We start from the raw sequence: 20022 nt of genomic DNA, 5'->3' as shown, positions 1-20022 counted from the left end.
CTTGTCTCCTCGTTGTTGAATGTCCGAGGATCAGTCTAGCCCAGGGCCATGCGCCTCAAAGCATGGCCGCCCAGCGCAGCAGGGCCGCCGCCAGCGCGCCGAGCACGACCACGGCCAGAAACGGCAGGCGCAGCCACAGCGCGAGCGCGGCCACGGCCAGCGAGCCCAGGCGCGCATCCCAGACCAGTTGCGTGCCCGAGGCCAGGGTGTTCATGACCGTGAGCGAGGCCAGCAGGCCTACCGTGAGGCAGGCGGCCACGCCGTTCATGCGCGGATTTTTGAGCCAGCGCTCGGGCAGGCTGTAGCCCAGCAGCTTGGTCGCAAAGGCCAGCGCGCAGGCCAGCACGATCCAGGTCCAGAGATTCATGAGCGCGGCTCCTGCAAGGCCCGGGCACGGGCCGCATGGCGCGCACTGCTGACCCAGCCCCAGGCTGCGCCCACGGCCGCCGCCAGCAGTATCGGCACGCCCGGCGCAACCCAGGGTATGGCCAGGGCCGTGACCAGGCCGCAGACCAGGGCCAGGGCCCGGGGTTCACGCGCGCTCAGGCGCGGCCACAGCAGACCCAGAAAGGCGGCGACGGCCGCACCGTCGAGCCCGAAGCGCCGCGTATCGCCCAGCGCATCACCGAGCAGGGCGCCCAGCAGCGTGAACAGGTTCCAGAGCAGGAATACGCCGGCCCCCGCAACCCAGAAGCCCAGCCTGCGCTCGCCGGCATCGCTCTGGGCCGAGGCCGTGGCCGCCGATTCGTCTATGGTCCAGTGCGCGGCCAGCCAGCGCCGCCAGCCACGCGGGCCCAGCATATGGCTCATCTGCATGCCGTAGATGGCATTGCGCACGCCCAGCAAGCTGGCCGCACCCAGGGCCGCAGGCCCGGAGCCGCCGCCCGCGATCACGCCCACGAAGGCGAACTGCGATCCGCCCGTGAACATCAGCAGACTCAGCACCTGGGTCTGGGCCAGGGACAGGCCCGCCGCCACGCCCAGCGCGCCATAGGAGATGCCGTAAAGCCCCGTGGCCACCGAGATGGAGATCCCCATGCGCACGGCCGCGCTGTCGCGCCAACCTGGGCTCAGTGAAAAAGTGAGCGCCTTGCGCTTGCCTCCAGCGGTATTCATAGGGAAATCAATCTCAAATCCAAACAAGACAAGCGCTATCAGCTATCAAATATGCTATGTGCCGCGCTTCATAGGCTGCCCCGCAGCGAAGATGTCGCCCCCGTCCCAAGAGCGCGGGAAGCGGCAAGGCTGCTCAGGGGTCAATGTGCCTTGTCCCAGTTCTCGCCCACGCCCACCTCGGCCAGCAGCGGCACCTTGAGCTCGGCCACGCCGGCCATGAGGCGCGGAATCTCGGCGCGCAGCCAGTCCACTTCGGACGCGGGCAGCTCGAACACCAGCTCGTCGTGCACCTGCATGATGACCAGGATGCCGGGCTTGTTCGCATCGAGCTCGGCCTGCACCGCGACCATGGCCTTTTTGATGAGGTCGGCCGCCGTGCCCTGCATGGGCGCGTTGATGGCCTGGCGCTCGGCGGCCTTTTTGCGCGGGCCGCTGCCGCCGTTGATATCGGCTAGGTAGAGGCGCCGCCCGAACACGGTCTGCACATAGCCGTGCTCATGGGCGAATTCCACGGTCTCGTCCATGTAGCGCTTCACGCCCGGGTAGCGCTGGAAGTACTTGTCGATATAGGCGGCCGCGGCCTTGGTCTCTATGCCCAGGTTCTTGGCCAGACCAAAGCTGCTCATGCCGTAAATCAGACCGAAGTTGATGACCTTGGCATAGCGGCGCTGCTCGCTGCTGACCTGGTCCAGCGCCACGCCAAAGACCTCGGCGGCGGTGGCGCGGTGCACGTCCAGCCCCTGGTGGAAGGCGCGCAGCAAGGCCTCGTCGCCCGACAGGTGGGCCATGATGCGCAGCTCGATCTGCGAATAGTCGGCGCTGGCGATCACATGGCCGGGCGCGGCGATGAAGGCCTCGCGCACGCGCCGGCCCTCGGGCGTGCGGATCGGAATGTTCTGCAGGTTCGGGTCGTTGCTCGACAGCCGCCCCGTGACGGCCACGGCCTGCGCATAGTGGGTGTGCACGCGCCCCGTGCGCGGATGGGCAAGCTGGGCCAGCTTGTCGGTATACGTGCCCTTGAGTTTGGACAGGCTGCGGTGCTCGAGCAGCTTGGCGGGCAGCGGATAGTTCTCGGCCAGTTTTTCCAGCACCTCTTCGTCGGTGCTGCGCGCGCCGGTGGCGGTCTTCTTCACCACGGGCATGCCCAGCTTGTCGAAGAAGATCTCGCCCAGTTGCTTGGGGCTGGCAAGGTTGAAGGGCTGGCCCGCGATCTCGTAGGCCTCGTTTTCGAGCTGCACGATGCGCTGGCCCAGGTCGTTGCTCTGCCTGGCCAGCGTGGGGCCGTCGATGAGCACGCCATTGCGCTCGATGCGGAACAGGGCTTCGCTGGTGTCCATCTCCAGCGCATAGATGCCGCGCAGGCCGTCGTTGGCCTGCAACTGGGGCCAGAGCACGCGGTGCACGTCCAGCGTCTGATCCGCATCCTCGCAGGCATAGGCCGCAGCCTTGTCCACGGCCACCTGGGCAAACGGTATCTGGTGCGCGCCCTTGCCGCACAGGTCTTCGTAGCTCAGGCCGGTGCGGTTCACATGGCGCAGAGCCAGGCTGGTCAGGCTGTGGGGGCGGTGCACTTCCAGCACATAGGACTGCAGCATGGTGTCGTGCGCATAGCCTGCGACCGCTATGCCGGCGTTGGCGAACACATGGCGGTCGTACTTCACATGCTGGCCCAGCTTTTTCCGGGAAGCATCTTCCAGCCAGGGCTTGAGCTTGGCCAGCACCTCGTCCACAGGCAGTTGCGCGGGCGCGTCCGGTCCTTCGTGGCGCAGCGGTATGTAGGCGGCCTTGCCGGGCTCCACGCTCAGCGACAGGCCGACGATCTCGGCACGCATCTCATCCAGCGAGGTGGTTTCCGTATCCAGGGCCGTGAGCTCGGCTGCAGAGATCTTCGCCAGCCAGGCATCGAAAGCCTCCCAGGTCAGCACCACCTCATACTCCAGCGCGCGCTGCTGGGCCGCCTCGGCCTCGTCCGTGGCCGCATGCGACTCCTGTGCCTGCTCGGCAAACATGTCGCCCGTGGCCTGATCGGCACGCGGCTTGGCCACGCTCTTGCGCCCGGCCTGCACGGCCGCCAGCGCATCGGGCTGCTCGGCGACGGCGCCGCCCAGCGCGCGCGCCAGGCCCTTGAAGCCATAGCGCTCGTAGAACTCGCGCAGCGCCTCGGCCTGGGGCTCGGCCGGGGTCAGGCCGTCGAGCCGGGGCAGTCCGGCCACATGTTCGTCCAGATCGCAATCGGTCTTCATGGTCACGAGCTCGCGGCTCAGGGCCAACTGGCCCGAGGCAATCGCATCGCGCAGGTTCTGGCCGGCCACGCCCTTGATGGAGTCGGCGGCCGCAATCAGGCCGTCCAGCGAGCCATGCTCGTCCAGCCACTTGGCCGCCGTCTTGGGACCGACCTTGGTCACGCCGGGCACGTTGTCCACGGCATCGCCCACCAGGGCCTGGTAGTCGATCATCAGCGCGGGCGGCACGCCGAACTCGGCCGTGACGCCGGCCACATCGCGCCTCTTGCCGCTCATGGTGTCCATGACCGTGATGTGCGCATCCACGAGCTGGGACAAATCCTTGTCGCCGCTGGAGATGACCACGTTCACGTCCTGGGCTGCTGCCACCCGGGCCAGGGTGGCGATGACGTCATCCGCCTCCACGCCCTGGACCGCGACCACGGGCCAGCCCAGCAGGCGCACGACCTCGTGAATGGGCTCTATCTGGCTGCGCAAGTCGTCGGGCATGGGCGAGCGATTGGCCTTGTACTCGGTGTACAGGTGGTCGCGAAAGGTCGGTCCGCTGGTGTCGAAGACACAGGCCACATAGTCGGCCGGCACTTCTTTCTTCAGCGCGGCCAGCATATTGATCATGCCGCGTATGGCGCCCGTGGCCGCACTCGCCGGATTGCCGGGCTCGGCGCGCAGATCGGGCATGGCATGGTAGGCGCGGTAGAGGTAGCTGGAGCCGTCGATCAGCACCAGGGTCTTGGAATTGCTCATGCCCCGGATTGTGCACGCGCGCGGGACACGGCAGGAGCCGGGGGAACAATCGCACACCAGCGGCGTCTCCCCCTACAATCGCTGTCATGCGCGCCCTCCCTCTTCTCATCCTCCTTGGCCTGGCCTCCGGCAGCTTGCTGGCCCAGAATGCAACGCCGGCACCGGCCCCTGCGGCCGAAGCCGCACCCGCGAACGCAGACCCGGCGGCCAAGCCCGCCGTGGGCGAGCGCCGCGACCGCACCAACCAGCGCGTGGAGCATATCCATGTCGAGGATGAGGGCAGCAGTGTTGACGAGCTGCGCGTGGGCGGACAGACCCGCAACATCACGGTCCAGCCCAAGGTCGGCGACATGCCGTCCTACGAGGTGCAGTCGAACGACGGCGCACGCGCCTCGCGCAGCCGCGGCGATGGCGACGGCACCAATGGCACGCGCGTCTGGAACCTCAAGAAGTTCTGACCCCTCCCCGGCCCTGCGGCCCCTGGCGCCGCAGCCGCCCTCCGGGCAGTGTCTTTTGGCGCTGCCCTTTTTACATGTTTGAGCGATGAGCAGATCCGGCAAGGCCGGTAGAACAAGATGGCTGTTTTCACCCAAGTTTCCGAGAAAGACGCGCGCGAACTGCTGCGCCGCATGTCCCTGGGCTCCCTCAAGGAGCTGCGCGGAATCCAGGGCGGCATAGAGAACACGAATTACTTTCTGACAACCGACCAGGGTGAATGGGTGCTTACGCTCTTCGAGCGCCTGAGCGACGAGCAACTGCCCTTTTACCTGCATTTGATGAAGCACCTGGCCCAGGCCGGCATTCCCGTGCCCGACCCGCAGGCCGAGACCCGCAGCGGCGACATCCTGCTGCATGTCTGCGGCAAGCCTGCAGCCATCGTCAACCGCCTGGCCGGCAAGAGCCAGCTGCAGCCCGCGCCCGTGCACTGCGCGGCCGTGGGCGATATGCTGGCACGCATGCACCTGGCCGGGCGCGACTATGCACGCCAGCAGCCCAATCTACGCGGTCTGCCCTGGTGGAATGCCACCGTGCCCACGGTGCTGCCGCATCTGGACGAAGCCACGCGCGAGCTGCTGCGCGCCGAACTGGCCTACCAGAACCATGTCGCGGCCTCCAGCAGCCATGCGGCGCTGCCGCGCGGGCCCGTGCATGCCGACCTGTTCCGCGACAACGTGATGTTCGAGGGCGAGCAGCTCACGGGCTTCTTCGACTTCTATTTCGCAGGCGTGGACACGTGGCTGTTCGACCTGGCCGTATGCCTCAACGACTGGTGCATAGACCATGCGACCGGTGCCCATGATGCGCCCTGCGCGCAGGCCATGATCGATGCCTACCAGGCAGTGCGTGAGCTCACGGGCGCCGAGCGCGAGCTGTTCAACGCCATGCTGCGCGCAGGCGCTCTGCGCTTCTGGATCTCGCGCCTGTGGGACTTCTACCTGCCGCGCGAAGCCGCCCTGCTCACGCCCCACGACCCCACGCACTTCGAGCGCGTGCTGCGCCAGCGCCTGGCCCACCCCGTGGCCCTCGCCGACCGGCAAGCCGTGCCTTGCTAACGCACCCCGGACTGGAAAGCGCGTGCCCAAGCACGCCGACTGTTGGGTAAATGCGCAAACCTGGGCATCAGGAGCGCAAAGCCGTCGCTTATGAGGCCATGTTTGCGCCCGGCCGCTCCTGCTCGGGTACAGTGGGCCCTGCTCGTCCCGGCGCAGCGGCTTGTGAGAAGCCTCGCTTTGCGGGCGCATCGTGTTTGCCATCCATGAAACTCCTCATCGTTCCTGCCAGCACCGGCCTGCAATGGGTCAAGCTGGGCTTTGCCACATTCCGCAGGCAGCCGCTGGCACTGACCAGCCTGTTCTTTCTCTATGTCATGGCGATCTCGCTGCTGGGCGCCATACCCGTGGTCGGATTGATTCTGGCGCTGAGCCTGCCGCCCGCCCTGTCGCTGGCCATGATGGTCGCAGCCTCCGAGGCCGCCCATGGCCGCCGCCCGACGCCGGCACTGCTGCTGGTCGCATTCCGCTCGGGGCGCGAGCGCATGCAGTCCATGCTCACGCTGTGCGCCATGTATACCGTGGGCATTGTGCTCATCATGCTGGCCTCGGCCCTGGTCGACGGCGGCCAGTTCGCGAATGTCTACATGGGCAATCTGCGGCTCACCGAAGACCTTGCCACCTCGCCCGACCTGCAGGCCGCCATGTGGCTGAGCATGGGCTTGTACCTGTGTTTTTCGCTGCTGTTCTGGCACGCGCCCGGTCTTGTGCACTGGCATCAGGTGCCGCCCGTCAAGGCCTGCTTCTTCAGCCTCGTGGCCTGCGTGCGCAATATCGGCGCGTTTACGGTGTTCGGCCTGGGCTGGATGGGCGCCTTCCTGCTGGCCGGCCTGGCCCTGACCCTGCTCATGGGCCTGCTCGTGCCATTGACCAACACGGCCGTGGCCAGCGGCGTGATGGTGACCGTGGCCCTGGGCCTGGCCACGGTGTTCTTCACCTCGGTCGTCTTCAGCTTTCGCGACTGCTTTGCACCGCCGGATGCAGACGATGGGGCCAACGAGGCCGGCGCACAGGCCCCGGCGGCGCCCGCACCGGACTTGCCGGAATAACTCCAACCCCCTGCCGCAGGCCTTGCCTACATCAGGCCTTCGGCAGCCAGTCTTTGCATGACCAGCAGCACGCCGCTGACCTGGGCCGGCTCGCGCGCATAGTCGCCCGCATCGAAAAAGCGCACACCGCCTATCTCCCGGCTGGGCCGCAATTCTTCGTGCGTGGCCAGCGTATAGAGAAAGCAATCCTGCTCCATCTGCCTCGGTGGCTGCTCGCCATAGGCGGGCGAGGCGATATGGCACCAGTAGCGCAGGCGCTCGGCTGCCAGCTCCAGGCACAGCTCCTCGGCGACTTCGCGGCGCAGCGCCTGCTCGGCACTCTCGCCCGCATCGAGCTTGCCGCCCGGCAGATACCAGGCCTGCTTGTTGTTGGAATAGGCGAGCAGCAGCTTGCGCCCACAGACCACAACCAGACCGGCCGTGGCCAGTGCTTTTCCGTTCATCTCTCAGCTCTCAAGGACACGGCCTCAATCCACAATGGTCAGCTTGGCAATCGCCAGCGCCAGCCACTTGGTGCCGTGGCGCGGGAAGTTGACCTGGGCACGGGCATCGTCGCCCGAGCCTTCCACTGCCAGCACCTTGCCCTCGCCAAACTTGGCGTGGAACACCGTGATGCCTTTGACGATGCCATGCCCGGGCACGGCTTTTTGCGGCGGCACCTGGGGGTTGGCAAACACCTCGGCAGACTTGGAACCGAATGAGCCTCTAGCGCCCGTCCCCCATGCGGGAGCAGTTCCCGACTTGGGAGCGAAACTGCCAAAGCCGCCCTTGGCCGTCAGCCATTTGAGGCAGGCCTCGGGCAGCTCGTCCAGAAAGCGGCTGGGCAGGTTGAAGCGTGTCTGCCCATGCAGCATGCGGCTTTGCGCATGGCTCAGGTACAGGCGCTTGCGCGCGCGGGTGATGGCCACATACATCAGGCGGCGTTCTTCCTCCAGACCGCTGCGATCGCTCATGGCGTTCTCATGCGGGAACAGGCCTTCTTCCAGCCCGCCGATAAAGACCACGTCAAACTCCAGGCCCTTGCTGGCGTGCACCGTCATCAGCTGCACGGCCTCTTGGCCGGCCTGGGCCTGGTTGTCACCGGCTTCCAGCGCGGCATGGACCAGGAAGGCCGCCAGCGGCGACAGGGTTTCACCGGTTTCTGTATTCGTTCCGCCCAGGGGCAAATCCAGCAGCGGGCGCGAAGCGTCCAGGCCCTGGCTGGCCGGGCTTTGCGTCAAGGGCGCACCGGTTTCGTCGATCGGCAGGGCCACGGCATCCTTGCCAAAGCCTTCCTGGGTCACAAAACTCTCGGCCGCGTTCACCAGCTCCTTCAAGTTCTCTATGCGGTCCTGGCCTTCTTTTTCGTTCAGATAGTGATCGATCAGGCCGCTGACTTCCAGCATGCGCTCAATGGTCTGGCGCAGGCTTTTGCCCTGGGTTTCTTCGCGCAGCACATCGATCTTGGCCACAAAGCCCTGGAGCTTGGCTCCAGCAGCACCGCCCACGGCGGTGACGGCGTCGCTGAGCGAGCAGCCCGCGGCGCGCGCGGTTTCCTGCAGCACCTCGGCACTGCGCGCGCCAATGCCACGCGCGGGGAAATTCACCACGCGCAAAAAGCTGGTGTCGTCGTGCGGGTTCTCCAGCAGGCGCAGATAGGCCAGGGCGTGTTTGATTTCGGCCCGCTCGAAAAAGCGCAGGCCGCCATACACGCGGTAGGGCACGCCGGCGTTGAACAGCTTGGACTCGATCACCCGGCTTTGCGCGTTGCTGCGGTAGAGCACGGCGATTTCCTGGCGCGGCACATCGTCTTGCCGCACCAGATTGCGGATTTCCTCCACCATCCAGCTGGCTTCGTCCAGATCGGTGGGCGCCTCGTAGACGCGCACCGGCTCGCCCGCACCCTGGTTGGTGCGCAGGTTTTTGCCCAGGCGCTGGCTGTTGCGGCTGATGAGTTCGTTGGCGCAGTCCAGGATGTTGCTGAAGGAGCGGTAGTTCTGCTCCAGCTTGATCTGGTGCTGCACATCGAACTCGCGCACAAAGTCAGTCATATTGCCCACGCGCGCACCGCGGAAGGCGTAGATGCTCTGGTCGTCATCACCCACGGCCAGCACGCTGCTGGTGGACTGCATGTGGCCGGCCACGACCTCGCCCGCCAGCTGCTTGAGCCAGGCGTATTGCAGCTTGTTGGTGTCCTGAAACTCGTCCACCAAAATAAAGCGAAAGCGGCGCTGGTAATGGGCCCGCAAATGGGCGTCGTCCCGCAGCAACTCGAAGCTGCGCAGCATCAGCTCGCCAAAGTCCACCACGCCTTCGCGCTGGCATTGGTCTTCGTACAGCTGGTACAGCTCCACCTTTTTCTTGGTGTCGGGGTCGGCCGCCACCACGTCCTTGGGGCGCATGCCCTCTTCCTTGCAGCCGGCGATAAACCAGGACAGCTGCTTGGGCGGAAAGCGCTCCTCGTCCACTTGGTATTGCTTGCACAGGCGCTTGATGGCCGAGAGCTGGTCTTGCGTGTCCAGAATCTGGAAGGTAGCGGGCAGGCCGGCCGCCACGTGGTGGGCGCGCAGCAGGCGGTTGCACAGGCCGTGGAAGGTGCCAATCCACATGCCGCGCACATTCACCGGCAGCATGGCCGTCAGCCGCGCCACCATTTCCTTGGCGGCCTTGTTGGTGAAGGTGACGGCCATGATGCCGCCGGGCGTGACCTGGCCGGTCTGCAGCAGCCAGGCAATGCGCGTGGTCAGCACCCGCGTCTTGCCCGAGCCGGCACCGGCCAGAATCAGCGCATGGCCGGCCGGCAGTGTGACGGCAGCCAGTTGCTCCTCGTTGAGGTTGGCCAGCAGGGGGGAATTGTGGGTGGGCGCGGAAGAGCCTTCGGCGCCGTCGAGCAGATCAAACGGAAACATAGCGGCATTGTAGAAATACCCAAGCCCCCGGAGCATCTATTCGCCCGTTTAAAGATGGCGTGAATTCAGCCGCACTGCAGCGCTGTTGCACCAATCAGCGTGAGGCCAGACCCTCCCCGGGCTCCAGGCCTGGCCATGCCACCGCTACCGTCTGCGAGCGGCCCGGCTCTGTGAATCGACTCCATTTCTTGCAACCCGTCGCCTACATGCGGCGATAGCTGCATTGCGGTGTGCAAGGCCAACGCCTTTGCCTATCCGGACGTCCTCTCTCGGGAGCGGTCTCACATCTGAAGTTCAACAACGCCACCCGCAGTGATTTTTTAGGGGCTCACATAATCATCCGGGTCTTGAAAATCAGCAAAAATTTTTCTCAAATGTAGCTATTAATGAAAGCAAATTAATTAATACAGCAAGACTGAAGCAATACAGAAATAAAGAAGATACGTTAATACCAAACCGAGACAGGGTTAACCACAATATCTTTGATAAATAGAAAGATACTATTCTAATCAAATAGAAAAAATCTTTGTTTTAGACTCCATAAGATGGCTTATCCATCATTAGACGGTTTAATACTTATTAGTTAACAACTAATTTTCCTGCGCAATAAATATTGACACACCCAAAAATCATTCAATCAAATATTTTATTTAAACTCAGGGATAATTATGAAAAAACTCTATCCCATTCTTTTGATAGTTGTTTTCAGTATTGTTTGGAGCTCTGCATTTATAGCAGGATCCATTGCTCTAAAAGACTTTGATCCATTTACCTTACTAACTATAAGATTCTCTTTAAGCGCATTCGTCATGTTGCCATTTTTTCTTTTTTTAAAAATAAAATTTTTTAAAAAAGAAGCAGCCTATCATGGAATATTAATTGGCCTATTAAATAATGCACTATATCTAGGCCTAAGCTTTTCCGCCCTAGAGTTTGTAAGGCCTCAAGTCGTCATAGTCATTATCAGCTGCGCGCCCATTTTCACATCAATTCTTTCTGCTTCGACAGGTATTGAATTATTTTCAATCAAAAAATTCCTTGGCTGCATTTTAGGATTATTTGGCGTAATAATCATCACAGGTATTTCAACCACAAATCAAGCCAATTCATTCGGCATTTTTCTAGCAACCGCCGGAATGCTTGCATTTTCATGTGGCACCGTAATTTTCAGAGGGAAAGGATTGAAATTCCCCGTTCTTCAAGTTAATTTCTGGCAATCCATCGCAGGGGCTATAACATTGGCGCCCTTTGCGATTGTTCTTAGACAGAAGAATGTCATTCCATCTATGGAATCCATTATTTCCATTGCATATTTGATATTTTTCGTCACTATTGGTGGGATGAGTTTATGGCTTCTTTTAATTCGTAAAAGTGGCGCCACAAACGCTTCTTCCTATCATCTGCTAAATCCATTTTTCGGATCATTGCTTTCTTATGCCTTTTTGAATCATCCATTAATAAAGACTGATTTTATCGGGGCAATATTTATTGCATCAGGGTTATTTTTATCTACATACTCGAAAAAAAATTCACCTAACTGCAAAGTGACCTAGCCCCTGAAAGACATATCCCTTGCTGGTTTTTTCAATACACGCAAGGAAAAATGAAAAGGCAGGGCTGTCGACGCACGACGGACAGCGTTTCGCGGCGGCCAGGACACAGGGCGTGATCGAGCAGGCCTTGTTCAACTGGATCAGCGCTGACTGTCAGGGCCGGCTCACAGGTGCTGACAGCAAGTTTGTGAATGCTGGGCAGATGGCGATCAGCCGGCTGTGAGCGGATCTGGTGCGGATGCAAGTGCAGATGGAGCATGACATCTTGAGAAAAGCGACGGCCGGCCTTGCGAAGACCCGGACCAGGAGCGGCTGCACCGTCAATGCAGGCATACGTGAGCCCGATGCGGTTCGAGCAGGACTGGCAGGCGGCTCAGAGCGTGTTCACGATCTCTACGCAGGCGCCAATTCGTGACGCTGCGACGAGAGGCGGATGACAGGGGCAAGCCCGGCTCCATGTTTTTCCATATACCCACCATGACGTACCAGATTGTCACCAGCCCCCAGGCTGCCGGGTAGAATCAATCACCGGGCCCAAGATTCTTGGGGTCCGGTTTTTTTTGCCCATTGTTTTCTGACTGGGCCCAAAACCGGCCTCCAAGCCAAGCGCCTTTCTCGACAATCCCTGCGGCGGGCGAGACTGCCGCACTCATTCAGGAGCTTGGAGTTCAATGGAAATCTTCGACTACGACAATATTTTGCTGCTGCCGCGCAAGTGCCGCGTGGAAAGCCGCTCGGAGTGCAATGCCAGCGTGCAACTGGGCAAGCACAGCTTTCGCATTCCGGCCGTGCCCGCAAACATGAAGACCGTGGTGGACGAGAAGATCTGCACCTGGCTGGCGCAAAACGGCTATTTCTACGTCATGCACCGCTTCGATCTGGACAACCTCCAGTTCGTGCGCGAGATGCAGGCCAAGGGCTGCTTTGCCTCCATCTCCCTGGGCGTGAAGCAGGCCGACTACGAGACCGTGGACCAGTTCGTGGCCCAGGGCCTGTGCCCCGAGTACATCACCATCGACATCGCCCACGGCCATGCGGACAGCGTGAAGAACATGCTGGCCTACCTCAAGCAAAAGCTGCCCCAGGCGTTCGTGATTGCAGGCAATGTGGGCACGCCCGAAGCCGTGATCGACCTGGAGAGCTGGGGCGCGGACGCGACCAAGGTGGGCATTGGTCCTGGCAAGGTCTGCATCACCAAGCTCAAGACCGGCTTTGGCACGGGCGGCTGGCAGCTGTCGGCGCTCAAGTGGTGCGCGCGCGTGGCCACCAAGCCCATCATTGCCGACGGGGGCATTCGCAGCCATGGCGATATCGCCAAGAGCATTCGCTTCGGCGCCTCCATGGTCATGATCGGCTCGCTGTTCGCCGGCCATGAAGAGTCGCCCGGCCAGACCGTGGAAGAGGACGGCCAGCGCTTCAAGGAGTACTACGGCTCGGCCTCGGACTTCAACAAGGGCGAGTACAAGCATGTGGAGGGCAAGCGCATCCTCGAGCCCATCAAGGGCCAGTTGGCCGACACCCTGATCGAGATGGAACAGGACATCCAGAGCTCGATCAGCTACTCGGGCGGCACCCAGCTCATGGACATCCGCAAGGTCAACTACGTGATCCTGGGCGGCGACAACGCGGGCGAGCATCTGCTGCTGTAATCGGCACCTCAGCAAATACAAGAGCTGCCAGCGCTTGCCATCAATAGGTTTCAGCTACAAAAGTACCTGAAATCGTTGAGCAGCAAGCGCTGGCAGCTCTCTTTATTTTCAAGGCAAGCCATGGACTCCAACTCGCATCTGAAGATTGCCGTGCTCGGCACGGGAAAAATGGACCTGCCCATGGCCGGCTGCGAGGCTGCTGACTTCGAGCGCGCCCGGCCAGGGTGCGCGAGGCGATTGGCGGCGGCTTTGCCGAAAGCCGCATCCTCCAGGTTCACGGCCAGCGCATGCTGGAGCGCGACTTCGCGGCGCGCGCCAACATGACGGTGCAGCTCAAGGACCTGCGCAATGCACTGGCCACGGCCGGCGAGCTGGGCTTTGATGCGCCCATCACGGCGCTGTTCGAGCAGCTCTATGCCCAGGGCGTGGAGCATGGGCTGGAGCAGCTCGACCACAGCGGCCTGTTCATGGAGCTGGCCCGGCGCAACCGCATGTGCTGAAAAATTTCTGACAAAAAAAGGGCATTTTTCCTTGAAGAGGAAAAAATTGACGCATAATTGCGGTCTTGCTTAATTTTGCTTAAGCGGGCTCTTAGCTCAGTTGGTAGAGCAGCGGACTCTTAATCCGTTGGTCGAGTGTTCGAGTCACTCAGGGCCCACCAGAAATTTCTGCCTCGCATGCATTCATGTGCGGGCGCACCCCGGATCAAAACGGGGGCTCTTAGCTCAGTTGGTAGAGCAGCGGACTCTTAATCCGTTGGTCGAGTGTTCGAGTCACTCAGGGCCCACCATCCATATCAAAAGGCCAGTCTTGCGACTGGCCTTTTGTCTTTTCTGCCTCATATGCTCATCCCCCCGTCGGCCATGTAAATGCCGCCCGTGCAAAAGCTGCCTGCATCGCTGGCCAGGAACAGCATGAGCTCGGCCACTTCCTCGGCCCGTCCATGGCGGCCCAGGGCGATCGAGCTCTCCAGCATGCGCGACGCATCGCGCCCCACGACCAGGCTCAGGCGCTGCTCTATGTCGAGCTGAAAGCCGTTGTCCACCGGCCCGGGCGCCAGGGCATTGACGCGTATGCCGCGCGCTCCGGCCTCCTTGGCCGCCACGCGCATCAGGCCCATGAGGCCGTGCTTGGAGCTTGCATAGGCGCAAATGCCCGCATCGGCGGTGACGCCGACCACGCTCGAGACCAGGATCACGCTGCCTCCCTCCTTCATGAACGGCAGGCCGTGCTTGCAGGCCAGAAAACAGCCCAGCAGATTGATGCGCATGACGCGCTCGAACACGGCCTCGTCGTACTCCGTGATGGGTGCAACCGCTCCGCTGATGCCTGCGCAGCAGATGAGCACGTCAAGCCGGCCCCAGCGGTTCAGGGCGCTCTGCACATAGGCCCGGCTCTGGCCCGAGTCCCCCACATCCGCGCAGTGCGCGGCCAGATGCCCGTGCGCTGCATCCAGGCTCTTCATGGCCGCATCCAGCCGTGCGGGCTCGCTGTCCACCAGCAGCACGCGACCACCATGGGCCAGCAGCTTGCGCGCACCTGCAAGGCCGAGGCTGCCGGCGCCGCCGGTGATGATGCACACCTTGTCTTTCAGTTGCTGCATGCCTGCCCCCCTCATATCGCCATGGGGGGCAGGCCCCAATACCACTGCCTGCGCCTGCCGGGGCTGGGCAGCCGGCTCTTGGAGATGCGCGCGTGCACGCCCTTGACCCCGTTCACGAACTGCGTGACCTGGTAGTCCGCAACCAGGCTGCACAGTGCATAGGCCTCGGCTGCCGGGCCTCCCAGAACCCATTGCAGCAAGGCCACGCTGCGGGCCACCGCCTGGGTCATGGCCCGCTCCAGATCCGCATCCAGGCCCAGCACCAGATAGTCGTCCACGGTTTCGGCCAGCGGCCCGGCCAGGGTGCGCCCTTTGTGCAGCACGAATCTCAGCTCGCAGTTCATGGAGCATTCCAGCGCCGTGAGGTTGACCTCGCCATGCCCTTGCAGCCCATGGCCATCACCCGTATAGAACAAGGCACCCGGCACCTGCACCGGCAGATAGAGCCTGGCGCCGGGCCGCAGGTCGCGCAGATCCAGGTTGCCGCCGAACAGGCCGGGCGCCGTCGACGAAACGGCTTCCCGCGGTGCCACGCCCATGATGCCCATGAAGGGGGCCAGCGCCAGCTCCAGACCGGGCTTGAAGAAGGCGCTCAGCCGCGCGGCATCGATGGCCATGAGCTTGCGCCAGGGTGCATTCAGCAACTGGGGCAGGCTGCCGGCTCCCGGTCGGCTGAAATTGAGCCCGAAGAAAGGTGGCCTGGGCGTGACCGACAGCACCTCCACGGACAGGACATCTCCGGGCATCGCGCCCTCGACCGCCACCGGCCCCGTGAGCACATGCGGGCCCGGCCCGGGTTCATGGGCACGCAAGATGGCCAGCAACTCCAGCACCGCGCCTTCGGATTCGATGCCCTGCGAGCGCAGCCATTGCTCAGTCTCGTGCTCGGGCAGGCCCGCAGCATTGACGGTGTCCACGCTGACCCTGTCACCGCTGGGAATGCACAGCACAGGGCGGGCATGCGGCGTCAGGCAGCCCCGGACCACGGTCTGCGGCCCGCATTTCAGATGGTGCAGCATGCTCATACACCTCCTCCCAGATAGGCAGCCTGGACCGCAGGGTCGAGCGCCAGTTCGCGCGCTGCACCGCTGCCCAGCACACGGCCGTTGCCCAGCAGATAGGCGCGCTCGGCAATGGCCAGGCTTTTGCGCGCGTTTTGCTCGACCATGAGCACGCCCACGCCCAGGGCCTTGATGCGCACGATGGCCTTGAACAGCTCCCCGCTCATCAGGGGGGACAGCCCCAGCGAAGGCTCATCCAGCAGCAGCAGGCGCGGGCAGGACATCAGGGCCCGGCCCAGGGCCACCATCTGCTGCTCACCCCCGCTCATGGTGGCCACGCTCTGCGCCATGCGCTGGCCCAGGCGCGGAAACAGGGCCAGCACCCGGGCCAGGCTTTGTGCCTGGCTGGCCCGGGCCCGCCTCGCATAGGCGCCCAGCCTGAGGTTTTCCTGCACGCTGAGCTCGCCGAACACGCCCCGCCCCTCGGGCACCAGGGCAATGCCGGCCTCGACCACCTCATGCGGCTGCAGGCGCAAAAGATCGCAGCCATCGAAGCGCAGGCGGGAGCCAGGCTCGGGATCCACGAGCCGCGCAATGCATTGGAGCAGGCTGGACTTGCCCGCACCATTGGCCCCCAGCACGGCCACCAGCTCGCCCTGGCCCAGTTGCAGGCCCACATCCTCAAGCGCCCGGTGGTGGCCGTAGCGCACGGCGACAGCATTCAGCTCAAGCATGCTCCTGCCCCAGATAGGCGATCACGACCTCGGGCTGGGCCAGCACCTGCTCGGGAAGACCTTCGGCAATCCTGGCACCGGCGCTCATGACCACCACACGACTGCACAGCCCGCGTATCGCGTGCATCACATGCTCGACCATGAGCATGGCCATGCCTTCATCGCGCAGCGAGGCCAGCAGGCCCATGCCCTGCTGCAACTCCGTGGGGTTGAGCCCGGCCAGCCACTCGTCCAGTAGCAACAACCTGGGCGCCAGGCCCAGGGCACGGGCCAGCTCCAGCCTCTTTTGGTCGATATAGGTCAGCTCGCCAGCCCGCACCTGGCTGAAAGCACCCAGGCCCACGCGCTCCAGCAACCGGTGTGCGCTCGATTCAGCCTCGCGCCCCCACAGCGGCCTGGCGCCGAAGGCCAGCGCGGCCTGCACGTTCTGCAGACAGCTCATGGAGCCCAGTACACGCACCAGCTGAAAGGTGCGCGCAACTCCCAGGCGCGCAATCGCATGGGCCGGCAGACCGCCAATGCTCCGCCCCCCCAGCCAGACCCTGCCCGAGTGCGGCCGCAAGGCGCCCGAGATCAGATTCATGACCGTGGTCTTGCCCGAGCCATTGGGCCCTATCAGCCCCAGGATTTCGCCGCCATGCAGCTCCAGGCTCAGCCCATCCACGGCCACCAGGCCGCCGAAGCGGCAGCTCAGCGCCTCGACCAACAGCAAGGCACTCATGCGCCTCCCCCCTTGGCTGACTTTTCCAGCAGGCCCAGCACCCCCCTGGGCAGCAGATACACGATGAGCACAAAGCTCAGCCCCAGCAAAATGCTGTAGTAGTTGGGAAAGCTGGTCCAGAGATACTCGAACAGCAAGACCATGGGAATCACACCCAGCAGCGGCCCATGCAGCTTCGCTGCGCCTCCGAGCAAGGCCATGATCAAGGTCTGGAACGAGACCATGGGGTTGAAGGCGATCTGGGGATCTATATAGGTCCAGCGCGGCGCCATCACCGCGCCTGCAAGCCCCATGAAGACCGCGCTGAGAGCGAACACCAGCAGCTTGGTGCGCGCCGTGTTCACACCGCAGTGACGCGCCACCAGTTCGTCGTCGCCAATCATGCGCATGGCCAGGCCCAGCCTGGAGCGCCCGAGCAGCCAGCCCAGAAAGAACAGGGCCAGAGTCAGCGCGCACAGCTGCCACAGAATCTGGGCCTGGCTGATGTCGAGGAACACATAGCGCCCTACGGTGCCCGAAACATTGGCCTCATACCAGATCACGAACTGGCGTATGAGCTCGGCCAGCCCAAAGCTGAAGATCACGAAGTAGACACCGCTCAGGCGCAAGGTCGCAAGGCCCACAAAGACCGCCACCAGGGCACTGACCCCGGCCGCACAGGCCAGCACCCAGGGCCAGGCCAGGTGCCCGCCCAGTACGGCCACCGCATAGGCGCCCAGGCCGAAGAAGGCCGCCGTGGCCAGGGACACATAGCCGCCCGTTCCCGAGAATATGGCCCAGGCCGTGGCCAGCACCACATACATGAGCAGATTGATGGCCATGGACACTGCATAGCCGCTGTCCTCCCAAGGCAGCAGCGGCAGCGCTGCCAGAGCGCCCAGGGCAGGCAAGCCCAGGACCAGGCCCCATGCCAGACCCCGACTCATGCAGCTGCTCCCCTGAACAAGCCCCTGGGCCGCAGCACCAGCAGGCCCAGGAACAGCGCAAAGCTGGCAGCCAGGGTCAGTCCCGGGGCCACGAAAGTCGCCACCAGACTCTCGGCCACCCCCAGCACCAGCCCCGCGACCAGGCAGCCAGCCAGGCTGCCCACGCCGCCCATGATGACCACGATCAAGGCCTTCATGGTAAAGACCGCGCCCATGGCCACGTTAAAGGTCAGAAACATGCTAACCAGCACGCCGCTGGCGCACACCATGGCTCCACCCAGCGCAAACGCCAGGGCCGAGGCCGCATGCACATCGATGGCCACGAGCCGGGCCGACGCCGGAGAGACGGATACTGCGCGCAAGGCCGTGCCATGGCGACTGCGATGCAGGAACACGTACAGCAAGCCGCCGAGCAGCAGTGCAAAACCCAGGGCCAGCAGGCGGTTCAAGGCCAGCGGCGTGCCCAGTACCACAAGCACCTGGCTCAGGTAGGCATAGTTGAAATAATTGCCGCCAAAGATCGCCAGCACCAGACCCTCGATCACGAACAACAGGCCGAAGCTGGCCAGAATGCTGTCCACCTCCAGCGCACTGCGGCTTCGGGCCCTACGCACCAGGGGCATGAACAGGAGCCGGTAGATCAGCCAGTTGCAGGCAAAGCCCAGGGGCGGCAGCAGCCACAGACTCAGCAAGGGGCTGAGGCCATGACTGGAAAACAGCCAGAAGGCCGCAAACGCCGATGCGACCAGAAGCTGCCCATAGGCCAGATTCATGATGCGCGCCACGCCGTACTGCAGGCTCAGGCCCATGGCGATCAGGGCATACATGCCCCCCAGGGTCAGTCCGTTGAGCAGCGCATCCAGCAAGGGCATGGGTCATCCTTCAAAAAACGGACGGGCCGAGGAAGCCAGGCCAGGGATGCAAGCCAAGAGCCGCCACTTGCGCTCCGGCATCGCCCCCTCCGCAGAGAGAGGGGAAAGCGCAAAGCGACCCAGGGGGGGCTGCTCACGGCTTCCAGGCCGGCTTGGGCGCCTGTATGGGTTTGAAGCCAATCGCCTGATCGGGTGCCACGGGCTGGAAGACGCCGCCCTGCCACTGGCCTACGAGCGAGGCTTCGCTCCACACTCGGTTTTGCAGCTTGAACCGGCCGACCACGGTATCAAAGACTCCGTTGCGGATATCGGCGGAGACGGTCTTTCTGTCCACCGACCGGGTGCGGGCAATCGCCTGCTGCAGCACCTGCAGCGTGGCATAGGTCACCGCACTGCCGTTGTAGTCGGCCTCCTTGTGGAACATCTGCAGATGGCGCTCCCGGTAGGCTCGCGTCACGGGCAGTTCGGCGCTGACTCCGCCAAGACCCAGCACCCCCTGGGCATTTGCGCCCAGCCGCTCCCTGAAGACCGGGAACGCCGTGCCTATGGCCGTGTAGAGCACCTTGGGATTGAAGCCCACGGCACGCGACTGGTCGCTCAGCGCCAGGGTATCGGGCGGGTAGCTGAAGGCCAGCAGAACCTCGGGCTGGCGGCGCTTGATCTCGCTGAGAAGCGGCTGGAACTCCTGGGTTCCCATGGGATAGCTCTGGTCATAGACCCGCTCGAAGCCGGCCTTGTCCAAGGCCTCGCGCCCGGCCTTTCCCAGCTCTATGCCGAACTGGTCGGCCACATTGACCACGGCCACCCGGCCCTGGATCTGGCCTGCGGCGCGCATCTTGCCGAGCAGGGCCACCACACCTCTCGCGTAGTCGCTGGAGGTCAGGGTGAAGAAAAACATGTTCGGCCAGCGCTCACGCAACTCGGGAATCCGGTCCGAGATCATGGTCGTGGCCAGGTGCGGATAGCCATGGCGGTCGAGAATCGGCCCCACGGCCAGATTCATGGCCGTGCCCCAGGGCGGCAGCACAAAATCCACCTTGTCGTGGTTGATCAGGCGCTCCACGGCCCGTACGGCCTCTTCGGAACTGCTGCGATCGTCGTACTCGAAAAACCTGACCGGAATCTTCTTGCCCGCGACCTCCATGCCGCCAGCCTTCTCCAGCTCCGCCTTCCACATCTCGTAGTTCGGGGTCACCGTCGTGCTCGCACCGCCTGCATAAGGCCCGGTCTTGGAGATCGCCCAGCCTATGCGGATTTCGCTGGGCAGCTCCTGTGCCTGGCCCGGACCAGCCATCGCCATCGCCATCGCAGCCACCATGAGCCCGGCCAGACTGCAGGCCTTGACATAGGTCTTTCTCATCTTGCCTCCTTGC

17 protein-coding genes, 2 tRNA genes and 1 pseudogene are annotated in these 20022 nt (G+C 63.3%); 8 read left to right on the top strand and 12 right to left on the bottom strand.

Annotated features, from left to right (window positions below; translation table 11 throughout):
- Positions 1-55 precede the first annotated feature (55 nt).
- The 3 genes from G486_RS0110240 to polA all read right to left on the bottom strand — a co-directional run bounded on the left by G486_RS0110240 (position 56) and on the right by polA (position 4103).
- Positions 56-367 carry an AzlD domain-containing protein gene (locus G486_RS0110240; RefSeq protein WP_027015460.1) on the bottom strand — a complete coding sequence of 104 codons (312 nt, stop codon included), beginning with the start codon at positions 365-367 and terminating at the stop codon, positions 56-58.
- Entirely contained in the window at positions 364-1116 is a 753-nt protein-coding gene (locus G486_RS22000) for an AzlC family ABC transporter permease (protein WP_084455172.1), read from the bottom strand. Before G486_RS22000 ends, G486_RS0110240 begins: the two co-directional genes overlap by 4 nt.
- A gap of 140 nt (positions 1117-1256) precedes the next feature.
- On the bottom strand, positions 1257-4103 hold the full coding sequence (gene polA / locus G486_RS0110230; RefSeq protein ID WP_027015459.1) for a DNA polymerase I: 2847 nt from the start codon (positions 4101-4103) through the stop codon (positions 1257-1259).
- Between the two features lie 86 nt (positions 4104-4189).
- Here polA and G486_RS0110225 point away from each other — a divergent pair, with 86 nt between their 5' ends.
- From G486_RS0110225 to G486_RS0110215, 3 genes are all read left to right on the top strand, one after another.
- A complete protein-coding gene (locus tag G486_RS0110225; RefSeq protein ID WP_027015458.1) occupies positions 4190-4561 on the top strand; it encodes a hypothetical protein in 372 nt (123 codons plus the stop codon).
- Positions 4562-4678: 117 nt separating this feature from the next.
- On the top strand, positions 4679-5656 hold the full coding sequence (locus G486_RS0110220; RefSeq protein ID WP_027015457.1) for a homoserine kinase: 978 nt from the start codon (positions 4679-4681) through the stop codon (positions 5654-5656).
- A gap of 203 nt (positions 5657-5859) precedes the next feature.
- Positions 5860-6702: a BPSS1780 family membrane protein gene (locus tag G486_RS0110215; RefSeq protein ID WP_027015456.1), complete on the top strand. Its 843-nt coding sequence runs from the start codon at positions 5860-5862 to the stop codon at positions 6700-6702.
- A 26-nt stretch (positions 6703-6728) separates the two neighbouring features.
- Here G486_RS0110215 and G486_RS0110210 read toward each other — a convergent pair whose 3' ends face one another.
- Positions 6729-7145, bottom strand: coding sequence for an NUDIX hydrolase (locus G486_RS0110210; protein ID WP_027015455.1), 417 nt, complete (start codon positions 7143-7145; stop codon positions 6729-6731).
- 24 nt (positions 7146-7169) lie between these two features.
- Positions 7170-9590: a UvrD-helicase domain-containing protein gene (locus G486_RS0110205; protein WP_027015454.1), complete on the bottom strand. Its 2421-nt coding sequence runs from the start codon at positions 9588-9590 to the stop codon at positions 7170-7172.
- Between the two features lie 668 nt (positions 9591-10258).
- Here G486_RS0110205 and G486_RS23495 point away from each other — a divergent pair.
- The 5 genes and pseudogenes from G486_RS23495 (at position 10259) to G486_RS0110180 (ending at position 13582) form a co-directional block, all read left to right on the top strand.
- Positions 10259-11143, top strand: a complete 885-nt coding sequence (locus tag G486_RS23495; RefSeq protein WP_084455170.1) for a DMT family transporter — start codon at positions 10259-10261, stop codon at positions 11141-11143.
- Positions 11144-11814: 671 nt separating this feature from the next.
- Positions 11815-12792, top strand: coding sequence for a GMP reductase (locus G486_RS0110195; RefSeq protein WP_027015453.1), 978 nt, complete (start codon positions 11815-11817; stop codon positions 12790-12792).
- A 218-nt stretch (positions 12793-13010) separates the two neighbouring features.
- Positions 13011-13292: pseudogene (locus G486_RS0110190) on the top strand (NAD-binding protein); the annotation flags it as partial.
- An 85-nt stretch (positions 13293-13377) separates the two neighbouring features.
- Positions 13378-13453: transfer RNA gene (locus G486_RS0110185), tRNA-Lys, on the top strand.
- A 53-nt stretch (positions 13454-13506) separates the two neighbouring features.
- A tRNA-Lys gene (locus G486_RS0110180) sits at positions 13507-13582 on the top strand.
- Between the two features lie 48 nt (positions 13583-13630).
- Here G486_RS0110180 and G486_RS0110175 read toward each other — a convergent pair.
- From G486_RS0110175 to G486_RS0110145, 7 genes are all read right to left on the bottom strand, one after another.
- A complete protein-coding gene (locus G486_RS0110175) occupies positions 13631-14395 on the bottom strand; it encodes an SDR family NAD(P)-dependent oxidoreductase (protein ID WP_027015451.1) in 765 nt (254 codons plus the stop codon).
- A gap of 11 nt (positions 14396-14406) precedes the next feature.
- Complete coding sequence (locus G486_RS21990; RefSeq protein WP_051303388.1) at positions 14407-15420, bottom strand: acetamidase/formamidase family protein; 1014 nt, start codon at positions 15418-15420, stop codon at positions 14407-14409.
- Positions 15417-16130, bottom strand: a complete 714-nt coding sequence (locus G486_RS0110165) for an ABC transporter ATP-binding protein (RefSeq protein ID WP_027015450.1) — start codon at positions 16128-16130, stop codon at positions 15417-15419. Before G486_RS0110165 ends, G486_RS21990 begins: the two co-directional genes overlap by 4 nt.
- Positions 16123-16851: an ABC transporter ATP-binding protein gene (locus tag G486_RS0110160; protein WP_027015449.1), complete on the bottom strand. Its 729-nt coding sequence runs from the start codon at positions 16849-16851 to the stop codon at positions 16123-16125. Before G486_RS0110160 ends, G486_RS0110165 begins: the two co-directional genes overlap by 8 nt.
- Entirely contained in the window at positions 16848-17777 is a 930-nt protein-coding gene (locus G486_RS0110155; RefSeq protein WP_034387226.1) for a branched-chain amino acid ABC transporter permease, read from the bottom strand. The genes G486_RS0110160 and G486_RS0110155 overlap by 4 nt, the downstream gene beginning before the upstream one ends.
- Positions 17774-18649 (bottom strand): branched-chain amino acid ABC transporter permease, encoded by an 876-nt coding sequence (locus G486_RS0110150; protein WP_027015447.1) that lies wholly within the window; start codon positions 18647-18649, stop codon positions 17774-17776. The genes G486_RS0110155 and G486_RS0110150 overlap by 4 nt, the downstream gene beginning before the upstream one ends.
- 133 nt (positions 18650-18782) lie before the next feature.
- On the bottom strand, positions 18783-20009 hold the full coding sequence (locus G486_RS0110145) for an amino acid ABC transporter substrate-binding protein (protein ID WP_027015446.1): 1227 nt from the start codon (positions 20007-20009) through the stop codon (positions 18783-18785).
- Positions 20010-20022 lie beyond the last annotated feature (13 nt).

Origin of the sequence: Comamonas composti DSM 21721 (assembly GCF_000429845.1) — a bacterium.
In the GTDB taxonomy this organism is placed as follows: Bacteria; Pseudomonadota; Gammaproteobacteria; order Burkholderiales; family Burkholderiaceae_C; genus Comamonas; species Comamonas composti.
Note: the sequence above shows the minus strand (reverse complement) of the source record. Positions and strands in the feature narration are given on the sequence as shown.

Excerpts from the sequence above, each read along its gene's own strand:
- G486_RS0110220 (WP_027015457.1), top strand. The coding sequence starts at position 4,679 with ATGGCTGTTTTCACCCAAGTTTCCGAGAAAGACGCGCGCGAACTGCTG.
- G486_RS0110155 (WP_034387226.1), bottom strand. The coding sequence starts at position 17,777 with ATGAGTCGGGGTCTGGCATGGGGCCTGGTCCTGGGCTTGCCTGCCCTG.
- polA (WP_027015459.1), bottom strand. The coding sequence starts at position 4,103 with ATGAGCAATTCCAAGACCCTGGTGCTGATCGACGGCTCCAGCTACCTC.
- G486_RS21990 (WP_051303388.1), bottom strand. The coding sequence starts at position 15,420 with ATGAGCATGCTGCACCATCTGAAATGCGGGCCGCAGACCGTGGTCCGG.
- G486_RS0110160 (WP_027015449.1), bottom strand. The coding sequence starts at position 16,851 with ATGAGTGCCTTGCTGTTGGTCGAGGCGCTGAGCTGCCGCTTCGGCGGC.
- G486_RS0110195 (WP_027015453.1), top strand. The coding sequence starts at position 11,815 with ATGGAAATCTTCGACTACGACAATATTTTGCTGCTGCCGCGCAAGTGC.
- G486_RS0110165 (WP_027015450.1), bottom strand. The coding sequence starts at position 16,130 with ATGCTTGAGCTGAATGCTGTCGCCGTGCGCTACGGCCACCACCGGGCG.
- G486_RS0110150 (WP_027015447.1), bottom strand. The coding sequence starts at position 18,649 with ATGCCCTTGCTGGATGCGCTGCTCAACGGACTGACCCTGGGGGGCATG.
- G486_RS0110210 (WP_027015455.1), bottom strand. The coding sequence starts at position 7,145 with ATGAACGGAAAAGCACTGGCCACGGCCGGTCTGGTTGTGGTCTGTGGG.
- G486_RS0110240 (WP_027015460.1), bottom strand. The coding sequence starts at position 367 with ATGAATCTCTGGACCTGGATCGTGCTGGCCTGCGCGCTGGCCTTTGCG.
- G486_RS0110225 (WP_027015458.1), top strand. The coding sequence starts at position 4,190 with ATGCGCGCCCTCCCTCTTCTCATCCTCCTTGGCCTGGCCTCCGGCAGC.
- G486_RS22000 (WP_084455172.1), bottom strand. The coding sequence starts at position 1,116 with ATGAATACCGCTGGAGGCAAGCGCAAGGCGCTCACTTTTTCACTGAGC.
- G486_RS0110175 (WP_027015451.1), bottom strand. The coding sequence starts at position 14,395 with ATGCAGCAACTGAAAGACAAGGTGTGCATCATCACCGGCGGCGCCGGC.
- G486_RS0110205 (WP_027015454.1), bottom strand. The coding sequence starts at position 9,590 with ATGTTTCCGTTTGATCTGCTCGACGGCGCCGAAGGCTCTTCCGCGCCC.
- G486_RS0110145 (WP_027015446.1), bottom strand. The coding sequence starts at position 20,009 with ATGAGAAAGACCTATGTCAAGGCCTGCAGTCTGGCCGGGCTCATGGTG.
- G486_RS0110215 (WP_027015456.1), top strand. The coding sequence starts at position 5,860 with ATGAAACTCCTCATCGTTCCTGCCAGCACCGGCCTGCAATGGGTCAAG.
- G486_RS23495 (WP_084455170.1), top strand. The coding sequence starts at position 10,259 with ATGAAAAAACTCTATCCCATTCTTTTGATAGTTGTTTTCAGTATTGTT.